The sequence below is a fragment of the Allobosea sp. UC22_33 genome (assembly GCF_042700715.1).
Classification (GTDB): Bacteria; Pseudomonadota; Alphaproteobacteria; order Rhizobiales; family Beijerinckiaceae; genus Allobosea.
In genome coordinates, this window is record NZ_CP170556.1 from 4,341,334 (window position 1) to 4,366,211 (window position 24,878).

Annotated in this window: 20 protein-coding genes and 1 pseudogene; 11 read left to right on the forward strand and 10 right to left on the reverse strand. The window is 68.0% G+C overall.

The window, feature by feature from the left end; all coding sequences use genetic code 11:
- Positions 1-17 precede the first annotated feature (17 nt).
- Together ACFJGT_RS21030 and ACFJGT_RS21035 are read right to left on the reverse strand one after the other, a co-directional pair.
- Positions 18-470 carry a nuclear transport factor 2 family protein gene (locus tag ACFJGT_RS21030; protein WP_377841967.1) on the reverse strand — a complete coding sequence of 151 codons (453 nt, stop codon included), beginning with the start codon at positions 468-470 and terminating at the stop codon, positions 18-20.
- Positions 463-1,251: a ribonuclease activity regulator RraA gene (locus tag ACFJGT_RS21035; RefSeq protein WP_377841970.1), complete on the reverse strand. Its 789-nt coding sequence runs from the start codon at positions 1,249-1,251 to the stop codon at positions 463-465. Before ACFJGT_RS21035 ends, ACFJGT_RS21030 begins: the two co-directional genes overlap by 8 nt.
- A 159-nt stretch (positions 1,252-1,410) precedes the next feature.
- On the opposite strand from ACFJGT_RS21035, the gene ACFJGT_RS21040 reads away from it, so the two are divergent.
- Positions 1,411-3,057: an IclR family transcriptional regulator C-terminal domain-containing protein gene (locus ACFJGT_RS21040; protein ID WP_377841972.1), complete on the forward strand. Its 1,647-nt coding sequence runs from the start codon at positions 1,411-1,413 to the stop codon at positions 3,055-3,057.
- Positions 3,058-3,358: 301 nt separating this feature from the next.
- Here the strand turns inward: ACFJGT_RS21040 and ACFJGT_RS21045 are convergent, their stop codons facing one another.
- The 8 genes and pseudogenes from ACFJGT_RS21045 to ACFJGT_RS21080 all read right to left on the reverse strand — a co-directional run bounded on the left by ACFJGT_RS21045 (position 3,359) and on the right by ACFJGT_RS21080 (position 11,919).
- Positions 3,359-4,105 (reverse strand): SDR family NAD(P)-dependent oxidoreductase, encoded by a 747-nt coding sequence (locus tag ACFJGT_RS21045; protein ID WP_377841974.1) that lies wholly within the window; start codon positions 4,103-4,105, stop codon positions 3,359-3,361.
- Positions 4,106-4,152: 47 nt separating this feature from the next.
- The gene (locus tag ACFJGT_RS21050) at positions 4,153-5,109 is read right to left on the reverse strand and encodes a carbohydrate kinase family protein (protein ID WP_377841976.1); all 957 of its coding nucleotides are present in this window, start codon (positions 5,107-5,109) and stop codon (positions 4,153-4,155) included.
- A gap of 63 nt (positions 5,110-5,172) precedes the next feature.
- Positions 5,173-5,862, reverse strand: a complete 690-nt coding sequence (locus ACFJGT_RS21055; protein WP_377841979.1) for a class II aldolase/adducin family protein — start codon at positions 5,860-5,862, stop codon at positions 5,173-5,175.
- Between the two features lie 88 nt (positions 5,863-5,950).
- A pseudogene (locus ACFJGT_RS21060) lies at positions 5,951-6,947 on the reverse strand (MDR family oxidoreductase).
- Positions 6,948-7,018: 71 nt separating this feature from the next.
- Complete coding sequence (locus tag ACFJGT_RS21065) at positions 7,019-7,774, reverse strand: IclR family transcriptional regulator (protein ID WP_377841981.1); 756 nt, start codon at positions 7,772-7,774, stop codon at positions 7,019-7,021.
- Between the two features lie 93 nt (positions 7,775-7,867).
- The gene (locus ACFJGT_RS21070; protein WP_377841984.1) at positions 7,868-8,959 is read right to left on the reverse strand and encodes an extracellular solute-binding protein; all 1,092 of its coding nucleotides are present in this window, start codon (positions 8,957-8,959) and stop codon (positions 7,868-7,870) included.
- Positions 8,960-8,992: 33 nt separating this feature from the next.
- Positions 8,993-10,780 carry an ABC transporter permease subunit gene (locus tag ACFJGT_RS21075; RefSeq protein ID WP_377841986.1) on the reverse strand — a complete coding sequence of 596 codons (1,788 nt, stop codon included), beginning with the start codon at positions 10,778-10,780 and terminating at the stop codon, positions 8,993-8,995.
- On the reverse strand, positions 10,777-11,919 hold the full coding sequence (locus ACFJGT_RS21080) for an ABC transporter ATP-binding protein (RefSeq protein WP_377841989.1): 1,143 nt from the start codon (positions 11,917-11,919) through the stop codon (positions 10,777-10,779). The genes ACFJGT_RS21075 and ACFJGT_RS21080 overlap by 4 nt, the downstream gene beginning before the upstream one ends.
- A gap of 254 nt (positions 11,920-12,173) precedes the next feature.
- Between ACFJGT_RS21080 and ACFJGT_RS21085 the strand changes: the two genes are divergently transcribed.
- From ACFJGT_RS21085 to ltaE, 10 genes are all read left to right on the forward strand, one after another.
- Entirely contained in the window at positions 12,174-12,989 is an 816-nt protein-coding gene (locus tag ACFJGT_RS21085) for a CoA transferase subunit A (RefSeq protein ID WP_377841991.1), read from the forward strand.
- Entirely contained in the window at positions 12,986-13,735 is a 750-nt protein-coding gene (locus tag ACFJGT_RS21090; protein ID WP_377841993.1) for a CoA-transferase, read from the forward strand. Before ACFJGT_RS21085 ends, ACFJGT_RS21090 begins: the two co-directional genes overlap by 4 nt.
- 37 nt (positions 13,736-13,772) lie before the next feature.
- Positions 13,773-15,008: a CaiB/BaiF CoA transferase family protein gene (locus ACFJGT_RS21095; protein ID WP_377841996.1), complete on the forward strand. Its 1,236-nt coding sequence runs from the start codon at positions 13,773-13,775 to the stop codon at positions 15,006-15,008.
- The gene (locus ACFJGT_RS21100; RefSeq protein WP_377842000.1) at positions 15,005-17,317 is read left to right on the forward strand and encodes a molybdopterin-dependent oxidoreductase; all 2,313 of its coding nucleotides are present in this window, start codon (positions 15,005-15,007) and stop codon (positions 17,315-17,317) included. Before ACFJGT_RS21095 ends, ACFJGT_RS21100 begins: the two co-directional genes overlap by 4 nt.
- Before the next feature lie 78 nt (positions 17,318-17,395).
- Complete coding sequence (locus ACFJGT_RS21105; RefSeq protein WP_377842002.1) at positions 17,396-17,965, forward strand: peroxidase-related enzyme; 570 nt, start codon at positions 17,396-17,398, stop codon at positions 17,963-17,965.
- 195 nt (positions 17,966-18,160) lie between these two features.
- Positions 18,161-19,660 carry a M81 family metallopeptidase gene (locus ACFJGT_RS21110; RefSeq protein WP_377842004.1) on the forward strand — a complete coding sequence of 500 codons (1,500 nt, stop codon included), beginning with the start codon at positions 18,161-18,163 and terminating at the stop codon, positions 19,658-19,660.
- Between the two features lie 23 nt (positions 19,661-19,683).
- Entirely contained in the window at positions 19,684-20,844 is a 1,161-nt protein-coding gene (locus ACFJGT_RS21115) for a M20 aminoacylase family protein (protein WP_377842007.1), read from the forward strand.
- Positions 20,845-20,855: 11 nt separating this feature from the next.
- Positions 20,856-21,992, forward strand: coding sequence for a M20/M25/M40 family metallo-hydrolase (locus tag ACFJGT_RS21120; RefSeq protein ID WP_377842010.1), 1,137 nt, complete (start codon positions 20,856-20,858; stop codon positions 21,990-21,992).
- 367 nt (positions 21,993-22,359) lie between these two features.
- Positions 22,360-23,739, forward strand: a complete 1,380-nt coding sequence (locus ACFJGT_RS21125) for an L-serine ammonia-lyase (RefSeq protein WP_377842013.1) — start codon at positions 22,360-22,362, stop codon at positions 23,737-23,739.
- Between the two features lie 79 nt (positions 23,740-23,818).
- Positions 23,819-24,865 carry a low-specificity L-threonine aldolase gene (gene ltaE / locus ACFJGT_RS21130; RefSeq protein WP_377842015.1) on the forward strand — a complete coding sequence of 349 codons (1,047 nt, stop codon included), beginning with the start codon at positions 23,819-23,821 and terminating at the stop codon, positions 24,863-24,865.
- Positions 24,866-24,878: the final 13 nt, after the last annotated feature.

Sequence of the window (24,878 nt, forward strand, 5' to 3'; positions counted from 1 at the left end):
CTCGCCGATCGCGTTGGCTAGGTTTGCGGACCGAGGTGATAGCCGCGACCGGCATAATCGAACGCGACGAGCTCGCTGATCGGCAGGCTGCCATCAGCGGCCGAGGCGTAATAGGCCCGGATTTCGCGGATCAGCCCGCTTTCCTCGTCGAAGACATACCATTCGTCGCCGCGCAGCGCGGTCTTGGCATTGGGCTTCCAATGCGTCCATTCGATCACGGCTTCCGGAGCGGTCGAGGAGCAGAGGATCTTCTCGATCGTCCAGCGCGAGCCGAGGTTCTCGACGCACCAGACCCATTTGCGGGCGATCACGTCGGCGGTCCGCCAGGGGATGTCGGGCAGGCCGGGCGGGAAATAATGGACGGCATCGAGCGTGAAGCAGGAGACGAGCATGGCGTAATCGCCGGCATTGCAGGCTTCGAAATAGCGCCGTATCGCCTTTTCCATGAAGGCGGGGGTGATCTCAGCCATTTGCGGCCTCCGCACGAATGCGCGTGATGTCTTCTTCGCGGGCGCCGGCCTTCTGCCAGGCCTCGAAATCGGCTCGTGTCTGGGGCGTCGGCGGATAGACGCCGTAGAGCCCCTCGCCCGAGGCGATGCGCTTGACCAGATAGCCCTCCAGGATGTCGCGCTTCTCGCCGGCCTCCGCGATCTCGGCGGCCAGGCGACGCGGCACCACCGTGACGCCATCGCCGTCGCCGACGAGGATGTCGCCGGGATAGATGGCGACCCCGGCGCAGGAGATCGGCACGTTGAGATCGGCCGCGTGGTGGGTCGAAAGCCGGGTCGAGGCGACAACGTCGCGGGCATAGGCGGGAAACGGCATCGCGGCGATTTCCTGGCCGTCACGGAAGGCGCCGTCGGTGACGACGCCAGCCACCCCCTTCACCATCATCCGCGTCAGAAGGACGTTGCCGGCCGAGGCGGAGGAGATGTCGCCGCGGCTGTCGATGACGAGAACCTGGCCCGGGCCGATCTGCTCGACCGCCTCCCACTGGAGATTATCGGGATTCGGATAGGGGGTCAGGGTGGCGTAGGTGTCGATGTCCTCGCGGGCCGGAATGAAGCGCATCGTGAAAGCCTCGCCGGCGAATTTCGCAGCGTTCGGATTCAGCGCCTTCAGCCCGACCAAGAAGCACTGGCGCAGACCGCGGCGGAACAATTCGGTGGTGAGCGAGCCGCTGCTGATCGTCTTCAGCCGGTCGATCACCTCCTGCGGGACGGTAACGGGGGGTTGCGTCGATGAGGTCATGAATTGCTGTCCGGCCCGAGGAGTTCCGCTCTCAAGTCTCAAGCCGGTCGCGCGGTGGTTCACGGGCTCGGCCTTGACCTTTCTGACCTACATATTGATCCTCGGAAAGCCTGATGGCCGGCGCTTCATGCCAACAGTCTCACAATATGGAATCACTTGATGGAAAAACCGCAGACGGGCGCGATCCGGTGGATGCCTGACGATCGCAGTGGCCAGCCGGCGGTTCCCGGCACCGCCCTGATCGGCAAGGCCTTTCGACTGATCGATCTGATTGCGGCCGCTCCCGGCCAGGTGTCGGCGGCTGAACTCGCCGCTGCGACGGGTTGGCCGAAGGCAACGCTTTACCGCATCCTCGCTTCGGTCACGGCACACGGCTTCATTCGCCTCGACCCGCAGTCCCAGGGCTATACGCTCGGCTATCGACTGCTCGAACTGGCCCAGAACGTCTGGGTCGCACCCGATCTCGCCGCGATCGCCAGCATCGAGCTGCAGCGCCTGCGCGACATGACGGGGGAAACCGCCTATCTCGCCGTGCCCGATGACGGCATGGTCCTGGCGCTCGGCAAATTCGAAAGCCCGCACGATATCCGCTCGGCGGCGCGCCTCGGCGCACGCAAGCCGCTGCACTGCACCAGCCAGGGAAAGGCGATCCTGGCCTTCCTGCCGGAAGCGGAAGCCCAGGCCATGCTCGGCCACGCCCCCTTGGAGCGCTTCACGCCGCAGACGATCACCGATCGCGACACGCTGATGCGGCAGCTGCGCATCGTACGGGCGCGCGGCTATGCGATCGAAGACCAGGAGATCCTGTGGGGAAATCGCTGCGTCGGTGCACCGGTGCTCGACTCCACCGGCCGGCCAGTCGCGGCCATCAGCGTGGCCGGGCCGATCTATCGACTGACCAGCGAGAGAGTGGCCCAGCTCGGTCCGGAAGTCGCGAATGTCGCCCGCAACATCGGCCTGGGCCTGAGGAGCACCCCGGCCCGACAGTCGCAGCCCGGCACGTCCTGGCAGCCGCACGACGCCCACCGCCAGCCCGTCTTCTATGGCGCTCACCCGGTCTGGGACCCGGTGCGTTCGTCCCTCGTCTGGGCCGATCGGCTTGGGCCCACCCTCTACACGACGGCGGGATGCCAGACCGCGACGTTCCGGCCGGAACCCGGTGCCCCGATCGATGGGCTCGCCGTGACCGCAGAGGGCGACGTCATCCTGCTCCTGGGCGGGCGTGTTCTCAGGATCAGCGGGCACGAATGCGTCCAGGATCGCACCGTTCCCGAGCTTGCCCGCGCGACTGCAATGACGACCAACCCCGGCGGACAGCCCTGGGTTGCCATTCAGCAGGGCGACGAGACCCTGGTCGGCACGCTCGGCCGCGACGGGACAGTCGAACCTCAGTGGTCCCTGCGCAAGCGGATCGGCGCGCTCGCCTGGTCCCAGGCGAGCGGCAGGCTTTTCGCATCGGACCCCGAGAGTGGCACGATCTATCTGCTTGAACGCGCAGGCATGGCGCCCCGGCTTTTTGCGCGCATACCGCGCGTGTCCGGCGAGCCGCGCAGCCTGGCAGTGGACACGGATGATCGGCTCTGGGTCGGGCTCTATGACGGCTGGAGCATCGCGCGGTTGTCGATCGAAGGCGAGATCGAGCGGCTGCTGCCGCTCCCCGTGCCGCGTCCAACCGGGCTTGCATTTGGCGGTAACGGCGGGGGCGAGGTTTTTGTCACCACCTCGCGGATCGACCTTGCCCGGGAGGTCCTGGAAAAAGCGCCTCTTTCCGGTCACTTGCTGGTCAAGCCAACGACTGCCCTCTGACCGCGACGACGCGCGATCGAAGGACTGCAGCGGGCTGTCGGGGCCTTCCCTCCTGCGATCGGCAACGATCAGGTTGTGGATGGTCGATCGCTCGGACCGCGGGGTCTGAACCAGAACGCCATTGCGATATGTGACCGCAGCGGTAACCGGTTCGCGCCACGAGCCCTCCGGCCATCCCGCTTCGTCGGATCGGTCCTGCACCCGGTCCCGAAGCCGCTGGCCGAAAGGCCGCTTCCGCCAAACGGGCGAAGGCGGCAGGAGTGCAGGATGACGAGAGCCGGCTGATCGCCGTCAAATGTCTCTAGCTGTAGAAGATGCCGCCATCCACGTTCAGCGCCTGGCCGGTGACGAAAGCGGAATCGTCCGAGGCGAAGAAGGCGACCGGCCCGATCACGTCTTCCGGATTGCCGAGCCGGTGCAGGTCGGTCACCTTCTCGAAATACGCGACGCGCTCGGGATCGCGCAGGTTGTTCATTCCCATCTCGGTCTGGATGATGCCCGGGCAGACCGCATTCACGGTGATGCCGTGCTGGCCGAGCTCCATCGACGAGACGCGCGTGAAGCCCACCACCGCCGATTTCGACGCGGCGTAATGGGACTGGCCCGGCCCGCCGGTGCGCGCAGCCAGCGAAGCGATGTTGACGATGCGGCCATAGCGCCGCTCCCGCATGTGCGGGATCAGCGCCTGCGTCATCTGGAACACGCCGCGCGTGTTGACGGCGAAGGTGGTGTCCCAGAGCTCGGGCGTCAGCTCCTCGATCGAAGCGAGCTTCAGGATGCCGGCATTGTTGACGAGGGCATCGACATGGCCGAGCCCGCGCACGGCTTCCTCGGCCGAGCGGCGGCAATCCTCGGGATTGCTGACATCGGCGGTGATGGTGACGCAGCGCCGGCCCCGCTCGGCAATCTCGCCCGCGACCGCCGCGAGAGCGGCCTGCTGCGGGCCGATATCGGTGAGCGCGAGGTCATAGCCGCGCTCGGCAAGCCCAAGGGCGATGGCCCGGCCGATGCCGCGGCTGGCCCCGGTCACGATGGCATGTCTGGTCATGTCTGTTCTCACTGCAGATGGAAAAGAGGTTTCGGCGCCTGTCGCTCTCAGGCGGCGTTGCGGACCGGCAGGCTGTTCATTGCCGTCACGGTCTCGTCGAAGGAAACGAGGTTGGCGCCGGAGCCCAGGCCGGTGGCGACGAGCGCGGCCGTCGCGGTCGCGAGCCTTGCGCATTCGGTCAGCTCCCAGCCCCGGACGAGCCCGGCGATGAAGCCGCCGGAATAGGCGTCGCCGCAGCCGGTCGTGTCGCGCACCGGGACGTCGAAGGCCGGCATCGTGAACTGCCGCCCGTCCCGCGTCATCACGAAGGAGCCTTCGCCGCCGAGCGAGATGGCGCAGGCTCCCGCGCCGCGTTCGATGAAGAAGCGGGCACAGGCGGCCGGATCATGCGTTCCGACCATCACGGCCGTCTCGTCGATGCTCGGCATGAAGAAGTCGACCTCGGGCAGGAGCGGCTCCAGCAGTGCCAGGGTTTCGGGGCGGGCCGAGATCAGGTCGAGCGTCGTCGTACGGCCGGCCTTGCGCGCATCGGCAAGGAGCGCGCGCGAAGGCTCGCCGTCCATCGCCAGCAGCGAGCCGACCCCGCCGAGATGGACGATCCGCCCCTCGCAGGCGCGGGCCTGCGCCGCCTCCGAGATGCGCCAGCGGGCGGAGGCGCCGCGGGCGTGAAGGGCCGGGCGCGATCCGTCCGGCCGGATCGGCAGGATGGTGGCCGAGGTCGGGCTGCCGGCCATGCGCTCCATCATCGAGACGTCGATGCCGTCGCGCCGCAGCGCGTCGAGCACCCAATCGGCCTTCTCGTCCGCGCCGACCGCGCCGACCGCGAGCGCCTTCAGGCCGAGCCGGGCGCAGGGAACCACGGTTCCACCCGCCGTGCCCGCAACGGTGAGACGGATTTCGTCGATCAGGTAGCGCGTCCCGCCCGGCGGAATATCGCTCACCGGCACGCCGAGAATATCGAGGATGTAGGAGCCGCAGACGCTGACATCATGGGTGGGCGACATGGCAGGTTTCTCAAACGATCGAAGCGGGAGGTGATGGCGGAAGCAGGGGGCGACGGCGGCGCGTCAGGTCCCGACGGCGGGGGAGGAGGCGTGCGCTTTCCGCTCGCGCAGGCCGTACTGGCCCCAGCGCTTGAGGATGCTGTCGATCTCTTCGTCCGGCAGCAGCGGCGGCGTGCCGATCTGGAGGCAGCCGTGATATTGCCGCGCCAGGGTCTCGACCTCGACGGCGAGCCAAAGCGCCTTGCGCAGGCTGACCCCGGTCGCGATCAGGCCGTGATGGGCGAGCAGGCAGGCGCGGCGATCAGCCAGCGCCTCCAGCGCCAGCCGCGACAGCTCGGCCGTGCCGTATTGGGCATAGGGCGCGCAGGGGATGTCGTTCCCGCCGGCAGCCGCGATCATGTAGTGGATCGCCGGGATGCCGCGATGCATGATCGCCAGCGTCGTGCAGTAGGTCGGGTGCGCATGAACCACCGCGCCCGCCTCCGGCTTCGCCCTGAGGATGTCGAGGTGGAAGCGCCACTCAGTGGAGGGGACGTTGCCCTCCCGCGCCGTCCAGCCGCCGTCCCAGTCCATGAAGACGATGTCCTCGGGCGTCATCTGGTCATAGGCCAGGCCGGACGGGGTCAGCAGGATCCCGCCATCGACGCGAACGCTGATATTGCCGGAGGTGCCCTGGTTGATGCCCGCCGCGGTCATCTCGCGGCAGGCCAAGACGATGGATTGCCGCAAGTCGCGGTCGTCCCGGGTGGTCATTGCATCGTGTTCCCTATGTCAGAACAGCATTCCATGAATTCCGCGAAGCGCGCTTGTCCTGTGTCCATGCGCGCGGCGGACCTCTCGATCAGCGGCTGACGTCGATGACCACGCGGCCGCGGATCCTGCCGGCGACGATCTCTTCCGCCAGCGCCGGCAGCGCCGACATCGGCTCGACGCGGGCGATACGGCCGAGATGCGCCTTGTCGAGGTGGTCGGACAGCGTCTTCCAGGCACGGTCGCGCTTGGCGCCCGGCGCCATCACGCTGTCGACGCCGAGCAGGCTCACGCTCCGCAGGATATGCGGCGCGACGCTCGCCGGAAGATCCATGCCGCCCGCCAGCCCGCAGGCCGCGACCGCCCCGCCATAGGCCGTCTGCGCCAGCACATTGGCCAGGGTGGTCGAGCCCACGGAATCGACCGCGCCGCCCCAGCGCTCCTTCTGCAGCGCGCCGCCCTTCTCCGCGAGAGCCGCCCGGTCGACGAAGCCGGTGGCGCCGAGCTCCGACAGATAGGCATGGGTCTCCGGCCGACCGGTCGCCGCGGTGACCGTGTAGCCCTTGCGGGCGAGCAGGCTGATCGCGGTCGAGCCGACCCCGCCGGCCGCGCCCGTCACCAGCACCTCGCGCCCGCCCGGTGCGATCGCCCCCCAGTCCTCGAGCGCGTCGACGCAGAGCGCCGCGGTATAGCCGGCGGTCCCGATGCCCATCGCCTCCTCGAAGCTGAAGGCGTCGGGCAGCCGCGTCAGCCATTGCGGCTTCAGCTTCTGGAAGCGCGCATAGCCGCCCCATTCCGTCTCGGACAGGCCCCAGCCATTGACCAGCACCTTGTCGCCCGGCTTCCAGTCGGGCGACCGGCTTTCGACCACCGTTCCGGCGAGATCGATTCCCGCCACCATCGGCAGCCGTCGCGCGATCCGCCCCTTGCCGCTGATTGCCAGGCCGTCCTTGTAGTTCAGCGTCGAGAAGGAGATTTCCACGAGCACGTCGTGGTCGGGCAGGTCCGCCACCGTGAGATCGCGGAATTCCGCCGCGCGGGCGCCCGTCGTGATCGACGATCATCATGGCCCGGAAGCTATCGTTCATGGTTCGACCCTGTCGCTGTTGCGCTGATTTCGTGTCTCGGGACGCGCCGGCCCGCGGCGCGTCGGTTGCTCTCAATGCCCCGGCAGATGGCCGAGCGCCGCGCTGATCGAGCGCGCCGCCTCGCGGACGTCTTCCGAAAACTGCTTCAATTCCTTGCGCTTCAACCGCGAGTCCGGGCCCGATATGCCGATCGCGCCGGCGACCTCGCCGGCCCGACCGAGCACCGCGCAGGCACAGGCCGCGATCCCGTCGCGCCACTCGCCTTGCAGGACCATGGCGTAGCCCTGCTGCCGGATCTGGCGGATATCGGCCATGAGCTCCTCCGGCGTCACCCGCGTCGTCGCGGTGAAGCGCTTGAAGAGCGGCCGGAAACGATCGAGCGCCTCATCGGGTTCATGCGCCAGCATCGCCTTGCCGGTCGCCATTGCGAAGGCGGGCGCGCGCATGCCGACGCTGGTATGGGCCCTGATCTGATGCTTGCTCTCGATCTTGTCGACATAGACCACGTCGGTATCATCGAGCACCGAGAGATGGACCGTCTCCCCGGTGGCCTGGGCCAGGCGTTCCATAGCCGGGCGGGCGATCGAGACCAGGTCCAGGCGCCGGACGACGTTGTTTCCGAGCTCCCAGATCTTCAGCGTCAGCTCATAGGTGCTGTTCGGCGGCGTCTGCCGGACGAAGCCCTGGGCCTGCAGGGTCGCCAGCAGGCGGTGCACATTGCTCTTCGTGAAGTCCAGTTCCTTCGCGAGATCGGTGATCCCGCGAGGCTTGCTGCTGCGTGCCAGGACTTCGAGGAGCCGCAACCCCTTCGTGAACGCCTTATCCATCGTGTGAACCCGGTCTCCTGAACCTGGCTATCTCTAGGCCCGGCCGCGCTCCGCGGGAAGACGGCCGCCATCGGCGGCCGCCTCCGGGACCGGTTACTTCGCCAGCAGCGCGTTGAGCTTCTCCTGGCCATGCTCCTCGTTGGTCGAGCGGCCATCCGGCGAGGCAGCGCCCCAGTAGTCCGGGCTCCACTCGATCGCCTGGGCGAGGTTCTTCGGGTTGTTCGCCCAATAGATGCTGACCTTCGGGTCGGCCGCGTCGAACACGACGGAAGACGGCAGTGCGACCGGGAAGCTGGACGTCAGCTCCGCGGCACGCTTCGGATCGAGCCGCCAGGACAAAACCTTCAGTGCGTTCTCGTAGTTCGGCGCGCCCTTCGGGATCGAGAAGAAGTCGTAATAGACGAAGCCCTGGTTCCAGGTGATCGCGACCGGCGCGCCCTCGAGCGCGAATTTACTCATCGAGCCGGTATAGGCCATGCACATGTCGGCTTCACCATCGAGCAGCAGCTGCGGCGGCTGCGCGGCGGTGGTCCACCACTTGGTCACATGAGGCTTGATCTCGGCGAGCTTCTTCAACGCCCGGTCCATGTCGATCGGGTAGAGCTTGTCCTTCGCCACGCCGTCCGCCATCAGCGCCGCCTCGAAGGTGAAGCGGGACCAGGCCGGCATGCAGCGCCGCCCCGGGAATTTCTTCACGTCCCAGAAATCGGCCCAGCTCTGCGGCTCGCTGCCGGCCTTGTACTTGTCCTTGTTCCAGGCGAGGCCGACGCCGATGACCTGAAGCGCCACGCCCTTGGTCCGCTTGAGATTGTCCGGCATCACGGCGAGCGTCTTCTGCGCGGGCTCGGAGAGCTTCTTGTAGTCGATATCGGCGAGGCAGCAATCGCCGAGGATCTTGGTTTCCTGATCGAAGATGAAGGCGAGGTCCCAGGCTGCCTTGCCGGCCTCGGCCTGAGCCTTCAGCCGCGGGCCGCTGCGCGCCTCCTGGACGGTCACCACCTTGATCCCCGTCTCCTTCTCGAACGGTCCGTACATGATCTTGCGCAGGGCCTCGCCATAGGCGCCGCCCGGGTCCTGTACGATCACCTCCTTGCTCTGGGCCGACGCGCCCTGAGCCAGGCTAAGCGGCAGCACCATCGCCGCCAGAGCGGGCAGCACCCGCCAGATCTTCATGCGTTGCACCATGTCTTTCCTCCCTCTTCTTTTATCGATTGCGTATCAGGCGCCGGCGCGTGTTCGCGCCAGCACCGGGCCCGCGAGCGCGAGCCCGATCACGACCAGCAGGACCTCGAGCGAGGAGACCACCGCCAGAACCGGGTTGAGCTGGTAGTTGATGTCGGCCCAGAGCATCAGCGGCAGCGTCTTGAGCTGCGCGCTCGACAAGAACAGCGACAGCACCAGCTCGTCGAACGAGTGCAGGAAGGCGAAGAACGTCGCTGCCGCCAGCCCGGGTGCGATCGCCGGCAGCGTCACCGTGCGGAAGACGTTGAGCGGAGACGCGCCATGCAGGGCGGCCGCCTGTTCGAGGCGCCGGTCGACGCTCTGGAGCGCGGCCGAGACGATGATCACCACGAGCGGGATGCCGCCGATCGCATGCGCCGAGGCCAGGCCCCAGATCGAGCCGACCAGATCGAAGCGCAGGAACAGGCTGTAGAGCGACAGGCCGAGCACCACCGGCGGCACGATGACCGGGCTGACGAGCAGCAGCATGATGATCGACTTGCCGCGGATCTCGCTGCGCACGACCCCCATGGCGGCGGAGGCGCCGAGCACCACCGAGATCACGGCCGACACGGCAGCGATCACGGCGGAATGCCAGAAGGCATCCATCCAGTTCGGATCGGAAAAGAACTTCTCGTACCAGCGCAGCGAGAAACCTGGCGGCGGGAAGGTGAGGAACGAGGCACTGCTGAACGAGATCACCATCACCACGAGGATCGGCAGGATCAGCGTGGCGATCACCGCCCCGGCCAGGATGAAGACGGTCCAGCGTCCCCAGGCGGGGCTGAGGCGGCTGAGCAGCCGCAGGATCGGCCAGCCGATCCGGTCGACGATACCGCTCAGGAGGCTGCGCCGCGGCGCCCCCTCGCTGGCGCGGGCGGCCGTTGCACGCACTGCCCCGCCGTCTGCCTTGCTGCCGCCCCAGATGAATTCGAAACCGAGGAAATGACCGGCGACGCCGACGAAGAGCAGGGTGATGACCAGGAGCACGACCGCAAGCGCCTGGAGGAAGCCCTCGCTGTTGATGAAATCGGCCTGCTGCACGATGTGCATGGCGAACATCTGGTCGCCTGGCCCGCCGAGCAGGGTCGGCGTGATGAAGAAGCCGAGCGCGGCCACGAAGACGAGCAGGAAGCCCGCCCCCATTCCCGGCAGCGTGAGCGGCAGCAGGATGCGCCAGAAGGTGGCGATCGGCCCGGCGCCGGAAGCCTGCGCCGCACGCGGCAGCGCCGCATCGAGGCGCGACACGCTGGAATAGATGCTGAGCACCATGATCGGCAGCAGCACCGCCGTCATGCCGAGCAGGACCGTGCCGCGGTTGAACAGAAGCTGGGCCGGCTCGCTCAGGACGCCGAGCCCCGTCAGGAACTTGTTCACCGGCCCGTTGCGTCCGAGCAGGACCATCCAGGCATAGGTGCGGATCAGGATCGCGATGAAGTAAGGCAGGATCACCGCCGCCGTGATCAGCATCTGCGTGATGCCTGACGTGCGCCGGATGAGAAGCGCGGTGGGATAACCGAGCAGCAGGCACAGCGTCGCGACGCTGAGGGATATCTGCATCGTCCGGACGAGCGAATCCCAGTAGAGCGGCACCGAGAACACGCGCTCGAAGAAGATCGACCATGTCGGCCCGCTGACGCTGAGGCGGAACAGGTCGATGACCGGCAGCAGGTAGATGAAGCCGAGGAAAAGGCCGGCCGGCAGCAGGAGCAGCGCCGGGTTGGAGAGCCTGCCGCGCAGGCTGCCTTGTCTGGGCCCGGCGAAGGTGGTCGCGGCGGCACTCATGCGAGCACCCAGCAATCGGCGGCACCCCAGCTCACATGCAGGCGCTCCCCGGCCGCAGGGAGCTTCCGCCCGGCCGCGTCCATGCAGCGGATCAGCAGCGTCTCGCCGCTCTCCGCCCGCGCCTCGATCCGCAGGATCTCGCCGAGGAACAGTGCCGAGGTCACCGTGACCGGCATCGCGTGCGGCCCGGGGCCGTCGGCGATGGCGATCCGCTCCGGCCGCACCAGCACCGTCGCGCGCCCGACCTCGATGCCGTGCCCGGCATCGGCCTCGAAGACGTAGCCGGCACGGTTGCGCAGCGCCATCGTCGCGCCGCGACGCTGGACGATTTCGGCTTCGATCAGGTTGCTCTCGCCGACGAAGGAGGCGACGAAGCGGTTCTGCGGGTGCCGGTAGATGTCGACCGGCGTGCCGATCTGCACGATCCGCCCGGCATCCATCACCGCGATGCGGTCGCTCATCGTCAGCGCCTCGCCCTGATCATGGGTGACGAACAGGATGGTGCTGCCGATGGTGCGGTGCAGTTCGCGGATCTCGATCTGGATGGATTCCCTGAGCCGCCGGTCGAGCGCGCTGAGCGGCTCGTCCATGAGGACGATCCGGGGGCGGCGGACGATGGCGCGGGCGATGGCGACACGCTGCTGCTGGCCGCCGGACATCTGCGAGGGCGTCTTCTGCGCATGCTCGGAAAGGCGCATGATCTCCAGCGTCTCGGCGACGCGGCGTTCCGCGGTGGCACGGTCGAATCCGGCCATGCGCAGCGGGAACGCGACGTTCTGCGCAACGGTCATGGTGGGAAAGAGCGCATAGCTCTGGAAGACCATGCCGAAGCCGCGCTTATGCGTCGGGACGTGATCGATCGGCGCGCCGTCGACATGCATCTCCCCGCCGTCGAGCTTCTGGAAGCCGGCGATGAGGTTGAGCAGCGTCGTCTTCCCGCTCCCCGAGGGGCCGAGCAGGGTGATGAACTCGCCCGGCCGGATGTCGAGGGAGATGGAATCGGCAGCCCGGAAATCGCCGTAGGTCTTGACCACGTCGCGCAGGACGATGCCTGCGCCGATCGAGCTCTGCTCGCGCTCCGCCCCCGACATCCCTGCATTCGCCGGCGGCTCGGCGAGGGACGCCAGTTCAGTTGCCATCACATTTCTCCCAGTGTTCTGAATTATAGAACGCTATTCTGTTTTTTTCCAATAATCAGCTTGATTGCGATGCTGTCAAGCTGTCTCATCACGGCCGGGCGATGGCTGGCGGGCGATCGGCGGCGGCAGCGCCCAAGGCCGTATTGACAGCGCAAGCAGCAGGCCGCTACGCTATTTTCAGAATATCGTTCTATAATTTGGAACGCATGACGCCGCATTTCGATGCCGCGTCGAAGGCGGAACGGAGGGACGCGATGGACCTGCAAGACATGGCGCGCCGTGTCGAGGCGGGGATGCAGCTGGCATTGCCGGTCGACTATGCCGGGGTCTCGATGGCGATGACCCGGGCCCTGATCGAGCACGGCGCCGGCGATCTCGATCTCTTCTGCGTTCCCACCGGTGGCCTGCAGGTCGACCAGTTGGTCGGCGCCGGGCTCGTCCGCTCTGTCGAGACCAGCGCGGTCTCGCTCGGCGAGGCCGGCGGCGCGCCGCGCTTCAACCAGGCGATCGCGCAAGGCCGGATCACGGTCCGGGACGCCACCTGCCCGGCGATCCATGCCGGGCTGATGGCCGCACAGAAGGGCAACCCCTTCCAGCCACTGCGCGGCATTATCGGCAGCGACATCCTCCGCTTCCGGCCGGATTGGCGGGTGATCGACAATCCCTTCGCTGAGGACGGCGACCCGATCGTCCTGATCCCGGCCGCACGGCCGGATATCGCGATCTTCCATGCGCCGATGGCGGACCGGCACGGCAATGTCTGGATCGGGCGGCGGCGCGAGCTCGCCGCGATGGCCTATGCCGCGAAGCAGACCCTGATCACGGTCGAGCGCATCGTCGAGGAGAGCCTGCTCGGCGACGAGATGAGCGCTGCCGGAACCCTGCCGGCGCTCTACGTGACCGAGATCGCGGTCGCGCCCCGGGGGGCCTGGCCCTATGGCCTCTGGGGCGAGTACGCGACCGATACGGCCGAGATCCTGCGCTACGCCAAGGCCGCACGCACGCCGGAAGGCTTCGCGGAATACATGGCCGCGGCGCCGGCCGCGCCGATGCAGGACGCCGCCCGATGACGGAGATCCATCCCCGCGAGATTCTGATCACGACGATCGCCCGGCTGCTCGACGGCGTCCGGCATGTCGCGGTCGGCGCCTCCTCGCCGATTCCCGCCGCCGGTGCGATGCTGCTGCGCGCCTTGAAGCAGCGCGCCGGCGCGCCGCCGGTCAGGATCTCGATCCTCGGTTCCGTCGAGCACAATTTCTTCACGAACGGCTCCGCCGAACTGTTCGACTGTGCCGGACAGGGGCGGATCGACGCCTTCTTCCTCGGCGGAGGCCAGATCGACGGGCACGGCAACATCAATCTCGTCGGCATCGGCGACTATCCGGCCTCGGCGCCGCGCTGGCCGGGCTCCTTCGGCTCGGCCTATCTCTATTTCGTGGTTCCCCGCGTGATCCTCTTCCGCGAGGAGCACAGCCCGCGCGTCTTCGTCGAAAAAGTCGACTTCACCAGCGCGCCCGGCATCAGCGAGCCCGGCATCCACCGGACGGGCGGGCCGATGGCGCTGCTGACCGGCAAGGCCCTGTTCAGCTTCGACAAGGCCCGTCCCGGCTTCACGCTGGAGAGCCTCCATCCCGGCCATGAGCTGGCGGAGGTCCGGGAGGCGACCGGCTTCAGCTTCGCGCATGCCGATCGGCCGCCGCAGACCGACTTGCCGGACCGGGCGACGCTCGACCTCCTGCGCGGCCAGGTCATGGACGAGCTCGCGGAAACCTATCCCGAATTCGCAAGCCAGATGCGGCGCGAGATCCAGGCATGACGCCAGGATCCGCCCGAGACAGCCAGCAGGACAGGACATGAATTCTCGCACCGGCTCTCTCGCCGACATCAAGGTGATCGATGCCAGCCGCGTTCTCGGCGGGCCCTATGCCGGCCAGATCCTTGGCGACCATGGCGCCGACGTCATCAAGATCGAACCGCCCGCGGGCGACGAGACGCGCGGCTGGGGGCCGCCCTTCCTCGACGGTGCGGCGAGCTATTTCCTCGGCCTCAACCGCAACAAGCGCGGCATGGCCCTCGACCTGACGCAGGAGGCCGGCCGCGAACTGCTGCTGCGCCTGCTGGAGACGGCGGACGTCTTCATCGAGAACTTCAAGACCGGCACGCTCGAGCGCTGGGGCCTTGGCCGCGAGGAGCTGGAACGGCGCTTCCCGCGCCTCGTCCATTGCCGCATCTCGGGCTTCGGCGCGGACGGGCCGCTCGGCGGCCTGCCCGGCTACGACGCCGCGATCCAGGCCTCCGCCGGCATCATGAGCGTCAATGGCGAGCTCGGCGGAGAGCCGCTGCGGGTGGGGCTGCCCGTCGTCGACATGGTGACGGGCCTCAACGCCGTGATCGGCATCCTGATGGCGCTGCAGGAGCGTGCATCGAGCGGCAAGGGACAGTTCGTCGAGGCGACGCTCTATGATTGCGGGGTCTCGCTGCTGCACCCGCATCTGCCGAACTATTATCTGTCGGGGAAGGTGGCGGGGCGTTCCGGCAACGCCCACCCCAACATCACCCCCTACGACGTCTTCGCCACGCGCGATGCGCCGCTCTTCCTGGCCGTCGGCAACGACCGGCAATTCGCCACGCTCTGTAAGACCATCGGCCGGCCGGAGCTGGCGCAGGATGCGCGCTACGCGACCAACAGGGACCGGAACATCAACCGCGACGCGCTCAAGGCCGATCTGGAGGCCGCGATGACGGGTTTCGACTGCGGCCCGCTGGCCGAGCGCCTGGTCAGGTCCGGCGTGCCCTGCGGCGCCGTCCGCAATATCGACGAGGTGATGGCCGATCCGCATACGCATCACCGCGGAATGGTGGTCGATATCGGGGCCTATCGCGGCACCGGCAGCCCGATCAAGCTGTCGCGGACCCCGGCCACCTACCGCATGGCGCCGCCGCGCTTCGGCGAGCACACCGCGGCGATCCTCGATGAGGCCGGCGTGCAGGGCGAGCTCTTCGCCGATGCCTTGCCGGGTTTCGTGCAGGCCGATGAGGCGCAGGCTTCCGAGGCGGAGACGACGGACCGGGAGAAGGTACGCGGATGAGTAGGGTCCAGCGCTTTCCGCATTGCAGCCACTGGGGCGCCTACACGATCCTGGTCGAGGACGGCCGGATCGTCGGGATCGAACCCTTCGAGCATGATCCCTCCCCGTCGCCGATCAACCAGTCGGTCCGCGATTGGGCGAGCACGGAACGCCGCGTGCTGACGCCGCTGGTCCGCGCCGGCTGGCTGGAAAACCGCGAGAAGAGCGACCGCCGCGGCCGGGGAAGCGACCGTTTCGTGCCGGTGAGCTGGGACGAGGCGACCGCGCTCGTCGCCGGCGAGATCCGGCGCGTGGCGGAGACCCATGGCAATGCTTCGATCTTCGCCGGCTCCTATGGCTGGACGAGCTGCGGGCGCTTCCATCACGCCCCCTCGCAGCTGAAGCGCATGCTCAACCTCGTCGGCGGCTATACCGGCCATGTCGACACCTATTCGATCGCGGCCGGCCCGGTGATCCTGCGTCATACGCTGGGCGACGACGGCGCCTGCGGTGGCCAGGCCAACACCCTCGACAGCATCGCAGAGCATACCGAAACGCTGGTCGTCTTCGGCGCGCTCTCGCCGCGGACTGCGCAGAACGAGGCCGGCGGCATTGCGAGCCACACGCTCGAAACCCATCTGCGCAGGATCGCCGAGCGGGGCGTGAAGGTCATCCTGGTTTCGCCATTGCGCGACGACATTCCGGACTGGGTCGACGCCGAATGGTGGCCGATCCGGCCGAACACCGACACGGCCCTGATGCTCGGGCTCGCCGGCGAGATCCTGAAGCGGGATCGGCACGACCGTGCCTTCCTCGAACGCTGCACCAGCGGCTCCGAGCGGCTGGTCGCCTATCTCGACGGCAGCCGGGACGGAATGGTCAAGGATGCGGCCTGGGCCGCGGGTGTCACAGGACTCGAAGCCGGCTGGATCGCCGATCTGGCACAGCGACTGGTCGAGACCCGCTCGATGCTGACCGTGAGCTGGAGCCTGCAGCGGGCCCATCATGGCGAGCAGCCCTTCTGGGCGGCGCTGGCGCTGGCGGCGATGACGGGCCAGATCGGCCTTCCCGGCGGCGGTGTCGGCTATGGCTACGCCTCGCTCGGCGGCGTCGGGACGCCGATCAACCTGGCGAAGTCGCCGGCGCTCCCGCAATTGCGCAAGCCGATCGAGAGCTTCATTCCCGTCGCCCGGATCAGCGACATGCTGCTCAATCCCGGCGGCGAATACAGCTATGAAGGCGAAACCAGGACCTATCCGGATGCGCGGCTGGTCTACTGGGCCGGCGGCAACCCCTATCACCACCATCAGGACCTCAACCGCCTCGCCGAAGCTTGGACGCGGCCGGAGACGATCATCGTCCAGGACCCGATGTTCACGGCGACAGCGCAGCGCGCCGACATCGTGCTGCCGGCCAACACCTCGATCGAGCGCAACGACATCGCGGGCAACAGGCGCTCGGATTTCGTCATCGCCATGCACAAGGCGATCGGACCGGTCGGCGATTCCCGCTCCGATTTCGATGTCTTCCGCGCCATCGCCGAAAAGCTCGGCGTCGGACCGGCCTTCGACGAGGGCCGCGACGAGATGGGCTGGCTGCGCCATCTCTACGAGGCGACCCGGACGGACGCTGCCGCGCGCCTCGGTTTCACGATGCCGGATTTCGATGCCTTCTGGGCTCAAGGCTACGCCCGCTGCCCGACGGAAGCCGAGCACACCTATCTGTCGGAGTTCCGCGAGCGGCCCGAGGACAACGCCCTCGAAACCGAGAGCGGGCGCATCGTCCTCGGCAGCCAGACCCTCGACGCGCTCGGCTATGACGATTGCCCGGCTCACCCGGCCTGGATCGAGCCGGTCGAATGGCTCGGCGCCGCCGATGCGGTCGAGCAATTCCACCTGATCTCGCACCAGCCGGAAGGCCGGCTGCATAGCCAGCTCGAGACGAGTCCGGCCAGCATGGCCGCCAAGCGCGGCGGCCGCGAGCAGGCGCGCCTCCATCCGCAGGACGCCGCCGAACTGGGCATCGCCGACGGCCAGACGATCCGGCTCTGGAACGAGCGCGGTGCCTGTCTCGCGACGGCCCGGCTCACCGAGGATGTCCGGCGCAGGGTCGTCGTCCTGCCGACCGGTGCCTGGTTCACGCCGACCGGCAACAGCGGCCTCGACATCGCCGGCAATCCGAACGTCCTGACGGTCGATATCGGCACGTCCCGCTTCGGCCAGGGCTGCTCGGCCCATACCTGCCTCGTCAGGGTCGAGCCCTATGAGGGCGAGGCCGGCGATGCGATCGAGCACTATCGCGAGCAGATGGAGCGGCTGGTCGCCGTCTAGCTCTGCATGTCGCCGGGCAGGGAGAAGCAACGCTCCCTGCCTTGGCCTCCCAAACCCGCGCAAAAGAGGAATCGAGACATGACGCAGCCCGCCATCAGCCGCTTTCCGGTCCCCGCGATCGACGCGTTGCCGGATGATATCCGCGAACGCATCCTCGCCGTGCAGGAGAAGTCGGGCTTCGTGCCGAACGTCTTCCTGACGCTGGCGCATCGCCCCGACGAGTTCCGCGCCTTCTTCGCCTATCACGACGCCCTGATGAACAAGGCCGAGGGCCTGACCAAGGCCGAGCGCGAGATGATCGTGGTCGCGACCAGCAACGCCAACCAGTGCCAGTATTGCGTCGTCGCCCATGGCGCGATCCTGCGCGTGCGGGCCAAGAACCCGTTGATCGCCGATCAGGTGGCGGTCAATTACCGCAAGGCCGACATCACGCCCCGGCAGAAGGCGATGCTCGACTTCGCCATGAAGGTCTCGGCGCGTGCCTACGAGGTGGGGGACGACGACGTCGCCGACCTCCGGCAGCACGGCTTCAGCGAGGACGACATCTGGGACATCGCCGCGATCGCGGCTTTCTTCGGCATGTCGAACCGCCTCGCCAACGTGACCAGCATGAGGCCGAACGACGAGTTCTACGCGATGGGTCGATAGGGGCTGAGACCGCCTGCGCCCATTGCAGCGGGGAAGAACGCGCCTCGCCCGCAGCATATGGAACCTTGGCGACCTCCCGCGAGCAGCGGCCGGCCGGCACAGCCCCGCCATTTCGCCATGGCCGGGCCGGCGCTTTTGCGTGTTGGAGAGCGCAGCCGCCTGTGATTACCTCGGCGGCAACCGGGGAGAGAACGGATGCCGCGCCGCGTCGTATTTGGCGGATTTCTGCACGAAACCAACACCTTCGCTCCCAGCATGGCCGGGATGGAAGCGTTCCTGCAAGGCGGCGGCTGGCCGCCGCTGGCGCGCGGCGAAGCGATCTTCGCAGCCGTGAAGGACGTCAATGTGAGCGCCGCCGGCTTCATCGACAGCGCTCGTGGCCGGGATTGGGAACTCGTGCCGACGCTCTGGTGCGCAGCGAGCCCCTCCGCCCATGTCACGGAGGAAGCCTTCGAGACCCTCGCTAACGAGTTGGTCGAGCGCATAGCGGCGGCGCTACCGCTGGACGGCGTCTATCTCGACCTGCACGGCGCCATGGTCGCGCAGAACCATGATGACGGCGAAGGCGAATTGCTGCGGCGGGTGCGCGCTGCGATCGGGCCGGACGTTCCGCTCGTCGTCAGCCTCGACCTGCACGGCAATGTCACGCCGCTCATGATGGCGATGGCTGACGCGCTCGTCGCCTTCCGCACCTATCCGCATGTCGACATGGCCCTGACCGGCAGTCGCTCCGCCGAGGTGCTGGCGCAATTGATCGAGACCGGTAACCGCCCGGCCAAGGCCTTCCGCCAGGTGCCCTACCTGATCCCCATAGCCTGGCAGGCGACGGCGATGGAGCCCTGCCGCACGATCTATGCGGAGCTCGCCGCGCTCGAGGGGCCGGCCGTGCCGACGCTCTCCTTCCTGCCCGGCTTCCCGGCGGCGGATTTCCCCGATTGCGGCGCGACCGTGCTCGCCTATGGCGCGACGCAGGCCGATGCCGACCGGGCAGCCGATGCCGTCCTCGCCCGCGTCATGGCCAGCGAAGCCGCGTTCAAGGGCCGGGTCTTCTCGCCCGAGGACGGCGTGGCGGAAGCGATGCGATTGTCCCGGACCGCGACGAAACCCGTCGTCATCGCGGACACCCAGGACAATCCCGGCGCGGGCGGCGATTCCGACACGATGGGCATGGCCCATGCCCTGGTGCAGGGCGGCGCCAGGCGCGCCGCCATCGGCGTCATCGTCGATGCGGCCGCGGCGGCAGCCGCCCATGCGGCCGGTGAAGGCAAGACGATCGCGCTCTCGCTCGGCGCAAATTCCGGCATTCCCGGCGACCGGCCGCTCACCGGGGAGTTCCTGGTCGAGAAGCTGTCGGACGGGCGCTTCGTCGCGCCGGGCCCGTTCTACGGCGGATCGCGGATGAATCTGGGACCGAGCGCCTGCCTGCGCATCGGCGATGTCAGGATCGTCGTCGGCTCGCGCAAGGCGCAGATGGCCGATCAGGCCATGTATCGGCAGGTCGGGATCGAGCCGACCGAGCAGGCCATCCTCGTCAACAAGAGCTCGGTGCATTTCCGCGCCGATTTCGAGCCGATCGCGGAAACGATCCTCGTCTGCGCCGCACCGGGGCCGATGCCGGTCGACCCTGCCGCCTTGCCCTGGCGCAGACTGCGTCCGGGCCTGCGCACCTCGCCCCTCGGCCATCCCTTCGCCTGAACCATCCGATACCTGGAGCCGCCATGCCCGCCCTGCCTGAGATCCTGTCCTTCACGGACGAGCTCGTCGCCATCCGCCGCGATCTCCATGCCCATCCCGAGATCGGCTTCGAGGAGGTCAGGACCTCCGACATCGTCGCGGAGAAGCTCGCCTCCTGGGGCATCGAAATCCATCGCGGCATCGGCAAGACCGGCCTGGTGGGAATCCTCCACGGCACCGGCGGGCCCGGCCGGCGCATCGGCCTGCGTGCCGACATGGACGCGCTGCCGATCCAGGAGATCACCAACCTGCCCTGGCGCTCGACCGTCGCCGGCAAGATGCATGCCTGCGGCCATGACGGGCACACCACCATGCTGCTCGGCGCCGCCCGCTATCTCGCCGAGAACCGCGGCTTCAAGGGTACGGCGGTCTTCGTCTTCCAGCCGGCGGAGGAAGGCCTCGGCGGCGCGCGCAGCATGATCGCCGAGAAGCTGTTCGAGCGCTTCCCCTGCGACGAGATCTACGGCTTGCACAATTCGCCCGATCTCGACCCCGGCCAGATTTCGATCTTCCCGGGACCTGCCATGGCCGGCGCCGATTTCTTCGACATCAAGATCACCGGACGCGGCAGCCATGGCGCGATGCCGCATATGGGGCGCGACCCCATCGTCGTGGCGATGAGCCTTGCCAATGCGCTGCAGACCATCGTCAGCCGCAATGCCGATCCGCGCGAGGCGGCCGTGCTCTCGATCACGCAGATCCATGCCGGCTCGGCCTATAACGTCATCCCCGAGGAGGCCGTGCTCGCCGGCACGATCCGCACCTTCTCACCGGAGATCGGCGCGCTCGTGCGCGACCGCATGCGCGAGATCGCCGCCGGTACTGCGGCCAGCTTCGGCGTCACGATCGATGTCGACATCCGCAACATCTTCAACGTGCTGGTCAACCACGAGGCCCAGACCGATGCCGTGGTCGCCGTCGCCGCCGAGATCGTCGGCACCGAGGGCGTACTGACCGATGGCAAGCCATTGATGGGCAGCGAGGATTTCGCCGACATGCTGCGCGTCGTGCCCGGCGCCTATGCCTGGGTCGGCCATGCCGGCACGGTACCGGTGCACAACCCGGCCTATGTCCTCGACGACGGCATCCTGCCGGTCGGCGCCAGCCTCCTCGCCCGGCTCGTCGAAACCCGCACAGCCGCCTGAGAGTCGACACGATGGACCTGGCCAGCCTGCCGCTCGACACCGAGGCCCTGCTTGCAGGCCTGCGCCCTTGGATCGAGTGCGAGAGCCCGACCTTCGACACCGCTGCCGTCAACCGGATGATGGACCTCGCCGCGGCCGATACGGCTGCGGCCGGAGCCAGCATCACCCGCATCCCTGGCCCCAAGGGGCTGGGCGACTGCGTGCGCGCAACCTTCCCGCATCCGCGGCAGGGCGAGCCCGGCATCCTCGTGATGTCGCATCTCGACACGGTGCATCCGGTCGGGACGCTGGCGAAGCTGCCTTTCCGCCGCGACGGCTCGCGCTGCTATGGGCCAGGCATCCTCGACATGAAGGGCGGCGCCTATGCCGGGCTGCAGGCCATCGTGGCCTTGGCCAAGGCCGGCGTCGCGACGCCGCTGCCGGTCACGGTCCTCTACACCTCGGACGAAGAGATCGGCAGCCCCGGCACGCGCGAATTGATCATGGAGGAGGCCCGTCGCCAGCGCTACGTGCTGGTGCCGGAACCGGGGCAGCCGGGCGACGGCGTCGTTACCGGGCGCTATGCCATCGCTCGGTTCAATCTCGCGGCGGAGGGCCGGCCGAGCCATGCCGGCTCGCAGCTGAAAAACGGGCGCTCTGCCATCAGCATGATGGCGAGGCAGTTGCTCGCCATCGAGGCGATGACCGACGAGGACTGCACCTTCTCGGTCGGCGTGATCCAGGGCGGCCAATGGGTCAATTGCGTGCCGACCTCGTGCCGGGCCGAGGCGCTCAGCATGGCCAAGCGCCAGCAGGATCTCGACCGTGGCGTCGAGCGCATGCTCGCTCTGTCGGATCGCGGCACCGACGGCACCGGCTTCACGGTCGAGCGCGGCGTCACCCGCCCGGTCTGGGAGCCAGACGAAGGCACTATGGTGCTCTACCGGCAGGCCCATGGAATCGCCGCGGAACTCGGCTGGGAGCTCGGCCATGCCTCGGCCGGTGGCGGCTCGGATGCGAACTTCACCGGCGCGGCCGGCATTCCCTCGCTGGACGGCCTCGGCCTGCTCGGCGCCGGCTACCATACGCTGGAAGAGCATATCGAGGTGGACAGCCTGGCGCGGCGCACCCGGCTGATCGCGGGGCTGCTCGCGCGGCTTTCCGACTGAAGCGCCGGGCCGCGGGAGCAGCGCCGTCGCGATGCCCCCTACGCGCGGCAGCCCGTCCGGCACGACCTCGGGTGGTCTTCGCTTCATCTACAACGGCATGACCAGCCGCTTCGATCTGCATCTCGGGGGGCCGCCGATCGCGTACGGCAAGCGCCGCGCATCGCCATCGGCGCGCCCACCTGCAACGCGACGGCATCGCATGGTATGGCGATCGCCGTTTGAAATTGCCTCCGAAACAGACAAGAACATGTTCAAATGCGGCGGATAGCGCTTCGCGTGAACAAAAAGCGATAAAGCAGCAACATGGAGCGCCCCGGTATCTTGGAAACCGCGGAAGCGATCCATGCCGGGTTCGGCGGGGGTGGGAATGTTCCTGAGCGTATTCGACGTCTTCAAGATCGGTATCGGTCCCTCGTCCTCGCATACGATGGGGCCGATGACAGCGGCGGGGCATTTCCTGGAGCTGCTGCGCCAGGCCCCGTCGCGCGACCGGGCCGCGGCGGTCAAGGCGACGCTCTATGGCTCGCTCGCCTTCACCGGAAAGGGCCATGCCACCGACCGCGCCGTGGCGCTCGGCCTGCTCGGCTGGACGCCGGCCGCCTTCGATTTCGACGCGGCCGAACGCCAGATCGAGGAACTCGGCCGCAGCCATCTGCTGCGCCATGACGGCCTGCCGCCGCTGGTCTTCGATCCCGTGACCGATATCGTCTTCGACTACGGCCCTCCCCTGCCCGGCCATGCCAACGGCCTCGTCTTCAGTGCCCGCGATTCTGCCGGGACGGAGCTCTTGTCCGAGACCTATTATTCGATCGGCGGCGGCTTCGTGGTGACGGCACGGGAACGCGAAGCGCCGGCGGCCGCGACCGAGGCTGCCTCATGGCCCTATCCGTTCGCGAATGCGGCGACGATGCTGCGTATGGCCAGCGAGAGCGGGCTTTCCATCGCGGAGATGAAGCGCGCCAACGAGATCCATCTCCGCTCGGCGGAGGAGGTCGAGAGCGGCCTGACCCGCCTCTGGTCGGTGATGAACGACTGCATCGAGCGTGGCATGAGCCAGGAGGGCGAGTTGCCCGGCGGCCTGCGTGTGCGCCGCAGGGCCGCGCGCATCCACCGGCAACTGGCGGCCGAGAAGCTGGCCAATCGCTCGCAGCCGCACGCCTCGACGGACTGGCTCAGCGTTTATGCAATGGCGGTGAACGAGGAGAATGCGGCCGGCGGCCGGGTAGTGACCTCGCCGACCAACGGGGCGGCCGGCGTCGTGCCGGCCGTGCTGCGCTATTACCTCGACCATTGCATTGGCGCGGAGCCCGAGAAGATCGCCGATTTCCTGCTGACGGCTGCGGCGATCGGCGGCCTCATCAAGCACAACGCCTCGATCTCCGGGGCCGAGGCCGGTTGCCAAGGCGAGGTCGGCTCCGCCGCCGCGATGGCTGCGGCCGGGCTCTGTGCCGTGCTCGGCGGCACGCCCGCCCAGATCGAGAACGCCGCCGAGATCGCGCTGGAGCACCATCTCGGCATGACCTGCGACCCCGCAGCGGGGCTCGTCCAGGTGCCCTGCATCGAGCGCAACGGCATCGGCGCGATCAAGGCGGTTGCGGCAGCGTCGCTGGCGCTGCGCGGCGACGGCTCGCATTTCATGCCGCTGGACAATTGCATCGAGGCGATGCGGCAGACCGGCGAGGCCATGAACGAGCGCTTCAAGGAAACCAGCCTTGGCGGACTCGCGGTCAACCTGCCGGAATGCTGAGCCCTCCCCTGCCATTTTTGCATGATGGGCCGGGCAAGAGCCCGATAGGGTGTGCAGACGGCCTGCAAGGATCGGATCGATGATCGTGGATGACTTCCGCTCGGATACGGTAACGCGCCCCGGCGAAGGGATGCGCGCCGCCATGGCCGCGGCCGAGGTCGGTGACGCCGTCTATGACGATTGCCCGACGACCAAGCGGCTGGAAGCCATGACGGCCGAGCGGCTCGGCAAGGAATCAGCCCTGTTCTTCCCCACCGGGACGCAGGCGAACCTTGCCGGCCTGATGGCCCATTGCGGCCGGGGCGAGGAATATATCGTCGGCCAGATGGCCCACACCTATCGCCTGGAAGGCGGCGGCGCCGCCGTGCTGGGCTCGATCCAGCCGCAGCCCTTGCCCAACGAGGCCGATGGCACGATCGCGCTCGATGCCATCGCCAATGCGATCAAGCCGAACGATTTCCATTTCGCGATGACGCGCCTGCTGGCGCTGGAGAACACTTTCAACGGCCTCGTCCTGCCCGATGCCTATCTGGAGGCTGCGACCGGGCTCGCCCGCTCGCGCGGCCTTGCCACCCATCTCGATGGCGCCCGCCTGATGAACGCGGCCGCGGCGAGCAACCGCGATGCCGCCTGGATCGCCGGGCAGTTCGATACCGTCTCGCTTTGCCTGTCCAAGGGGCTGGGCGCGCCGGTCGGCTCCATCCTCGTCGGCCCGAAGGATTTCATCGAGAAGGCCCGCCGCATCCGGAAGATGCTGGGCGGCGGCATGCGCCAGACCGGCGTGATCGCGGCGGCTGCAATCTACGCGCTGGAGCATAACGTCTCCCGGCTCGGCGAGGATCATCGGCGCGCCGCGGCGCTGGCAGACGTACTGGCGCGTTTCCCGGAACTCGGCGCCGGGCCGGCGCGCACCAACATGGTCTTCATGGCGCCCAAGGCGCTCGACACTGCCGCCTTCGCCACATTCCTGCGCGAGCGCGGCATCGCCGTCAGCGGGCGCTATGGCACGCTGCGCTGGGTGACCCATCTCGATGTCGACGACGCTGCCGTCGCGCGTGTCGCCGAAGCCTGCGAGCGCTTCTTCGACGGCAAGCAGGCGCCCGCCGCATTGAAGGCGCGGGCCTGACGATGCAACCATG

Coding starts and splice junctions, on each gene's coding strand:
- ACFJGT_RS21030 (WP_377841967.1), bottom strand. CDS start 470: ATGGCTGAGATCACCCCCGCCTTCATGGAAAAGGCGATACGGCGCTAT.
- ACFJGT_RS21035 (WP_377841970.1), bottom strand. CDS start 1,251: ATGACCTCATCGACGCAACCCCCCGTTACCGTCCCGCAGGAGGTGATC.
- ACFJGT_RS21040 (WP_377841972.1), top strand. CDS start 1,411: ATGGAAAAACCGCAGACGGGCGCGATCCGGTGGATGCCTGACGATCGC.
- ACFJGT_RS21045 (WP_377841974.1), bottom strand. CDS start 4,105: ATGACCAGACATGCCATCGTGACCGGGGCCAGCCGCGGCATCGGCCGG.
- ACFJGT_RS21050 (WP_377841976.1), bottom strand. CDS start 5,109: ATGTCGCCCACCCATGATGTCAGCGTCTGCGGCTCCTACATCCTCGAT.
- ACFJGT_RS21055 (WP_377841979.1), bottom strand. CDS start 5,862: ATGACCACCCGGGACGACCGCGACTTGCGGCAATCCATCGTCTTGGCC.
- ACFJGT_RS21065 (WP_377841981.1), bottom strand. CDS start 7,774: ATGGATAAGGCGTTCACGAAGGGGTTGCGGCTCCTCGAAGTCCTGGCA.
- ACFJGT_RS21070 (WP_377841984.1), bottom strand. CDS start 8,959: ATGGTGCAACGCATGAAGATCTGGCGGGTGCTGCCCGCTCTGGCGGCG.
- ACFJGT_RS21075 (WP_377841986.1), bottom strand. CDS start 10,780: ATGAGTGCCGCCGCGACCACCTTCGCCGGGCCCAGACAAGGCAGCCTG.
- ACFJGT_RS21080 (WP_377841989.1), bottom strand. CDS start 11,919: ATGGCAACTGAACTGGCGTCCCTCGCCGAGCCGCCGGCGAATGCAGGG.
- ACFJGT_RS21085 (WP_377841991.1), top strand. CDS start 12,174: ATGGACCTGCAAGACATGGCGCGCCGTGTCGAGGCGGGGATGCAGCTG.
- ACFJGT_RS21090 (WP_377841993.1), top strand. CDS start 12,986: ATGACGGAGATCCATCCCCGCGAGATTCTGATCACGACGATCGCCCGG.
- ACFJGT_RS21095 (WP_377841996.1), top strand. CDS start 13,773: ATGAATTCTCGCACCGGCTCTCTCGCCGACATCAAGGTGATCGATGCC.
- ACFJGT_RS21100 (WP_377842000.1), top strand. CDS start 15,005: ATGAGTAGGGTCCAGCGCTTTCCGCATTGCAGCCACTGGGGCGCCTAC.
- ACFJGT_RS21105 (WP_377842002.1), top strand. CDS start 17,396: ATGACGCAGCCCGCCATCAGCCGCTTTCCGGTCCCCGCGATCGACGCG.
- ACFJGT_RS21110 (WP_377842004.1), top strand. CDS start 18,161: ATGCCGCGCCGCGTCGTATTTGGCGGATTTCTGCACGAAACCAACACC.
- ACFJGT_RS21115 (WP_377842007.1), top strand. CDS start 19,684: ATGCCCGCCCTGCCTGAGATCCTGTCCTTCACGGACGAGCTCGTCGCC.
- ACFJGT_RS21120 (WP_377842010.1), top strand. CDS start 20,856: ATGGACCTGGCCAGCCTGCCGCTCGACACCGAGGCCCTGCTTGCAGGC.
- ACFJGT_RS21125 (WP_377842013.1), top strand. CDS start 22,360: ATGTTCCTGAGCGTATTCGACGTCTTCAAGATCGGTATCGGTCCCTCG.
- ltaE (WP_377842015.1), top strand. CDS start 23,819: ATGATCGTGGATGACTTCCGCTCGGATACGGTAACGCGCCCCGGCGAA.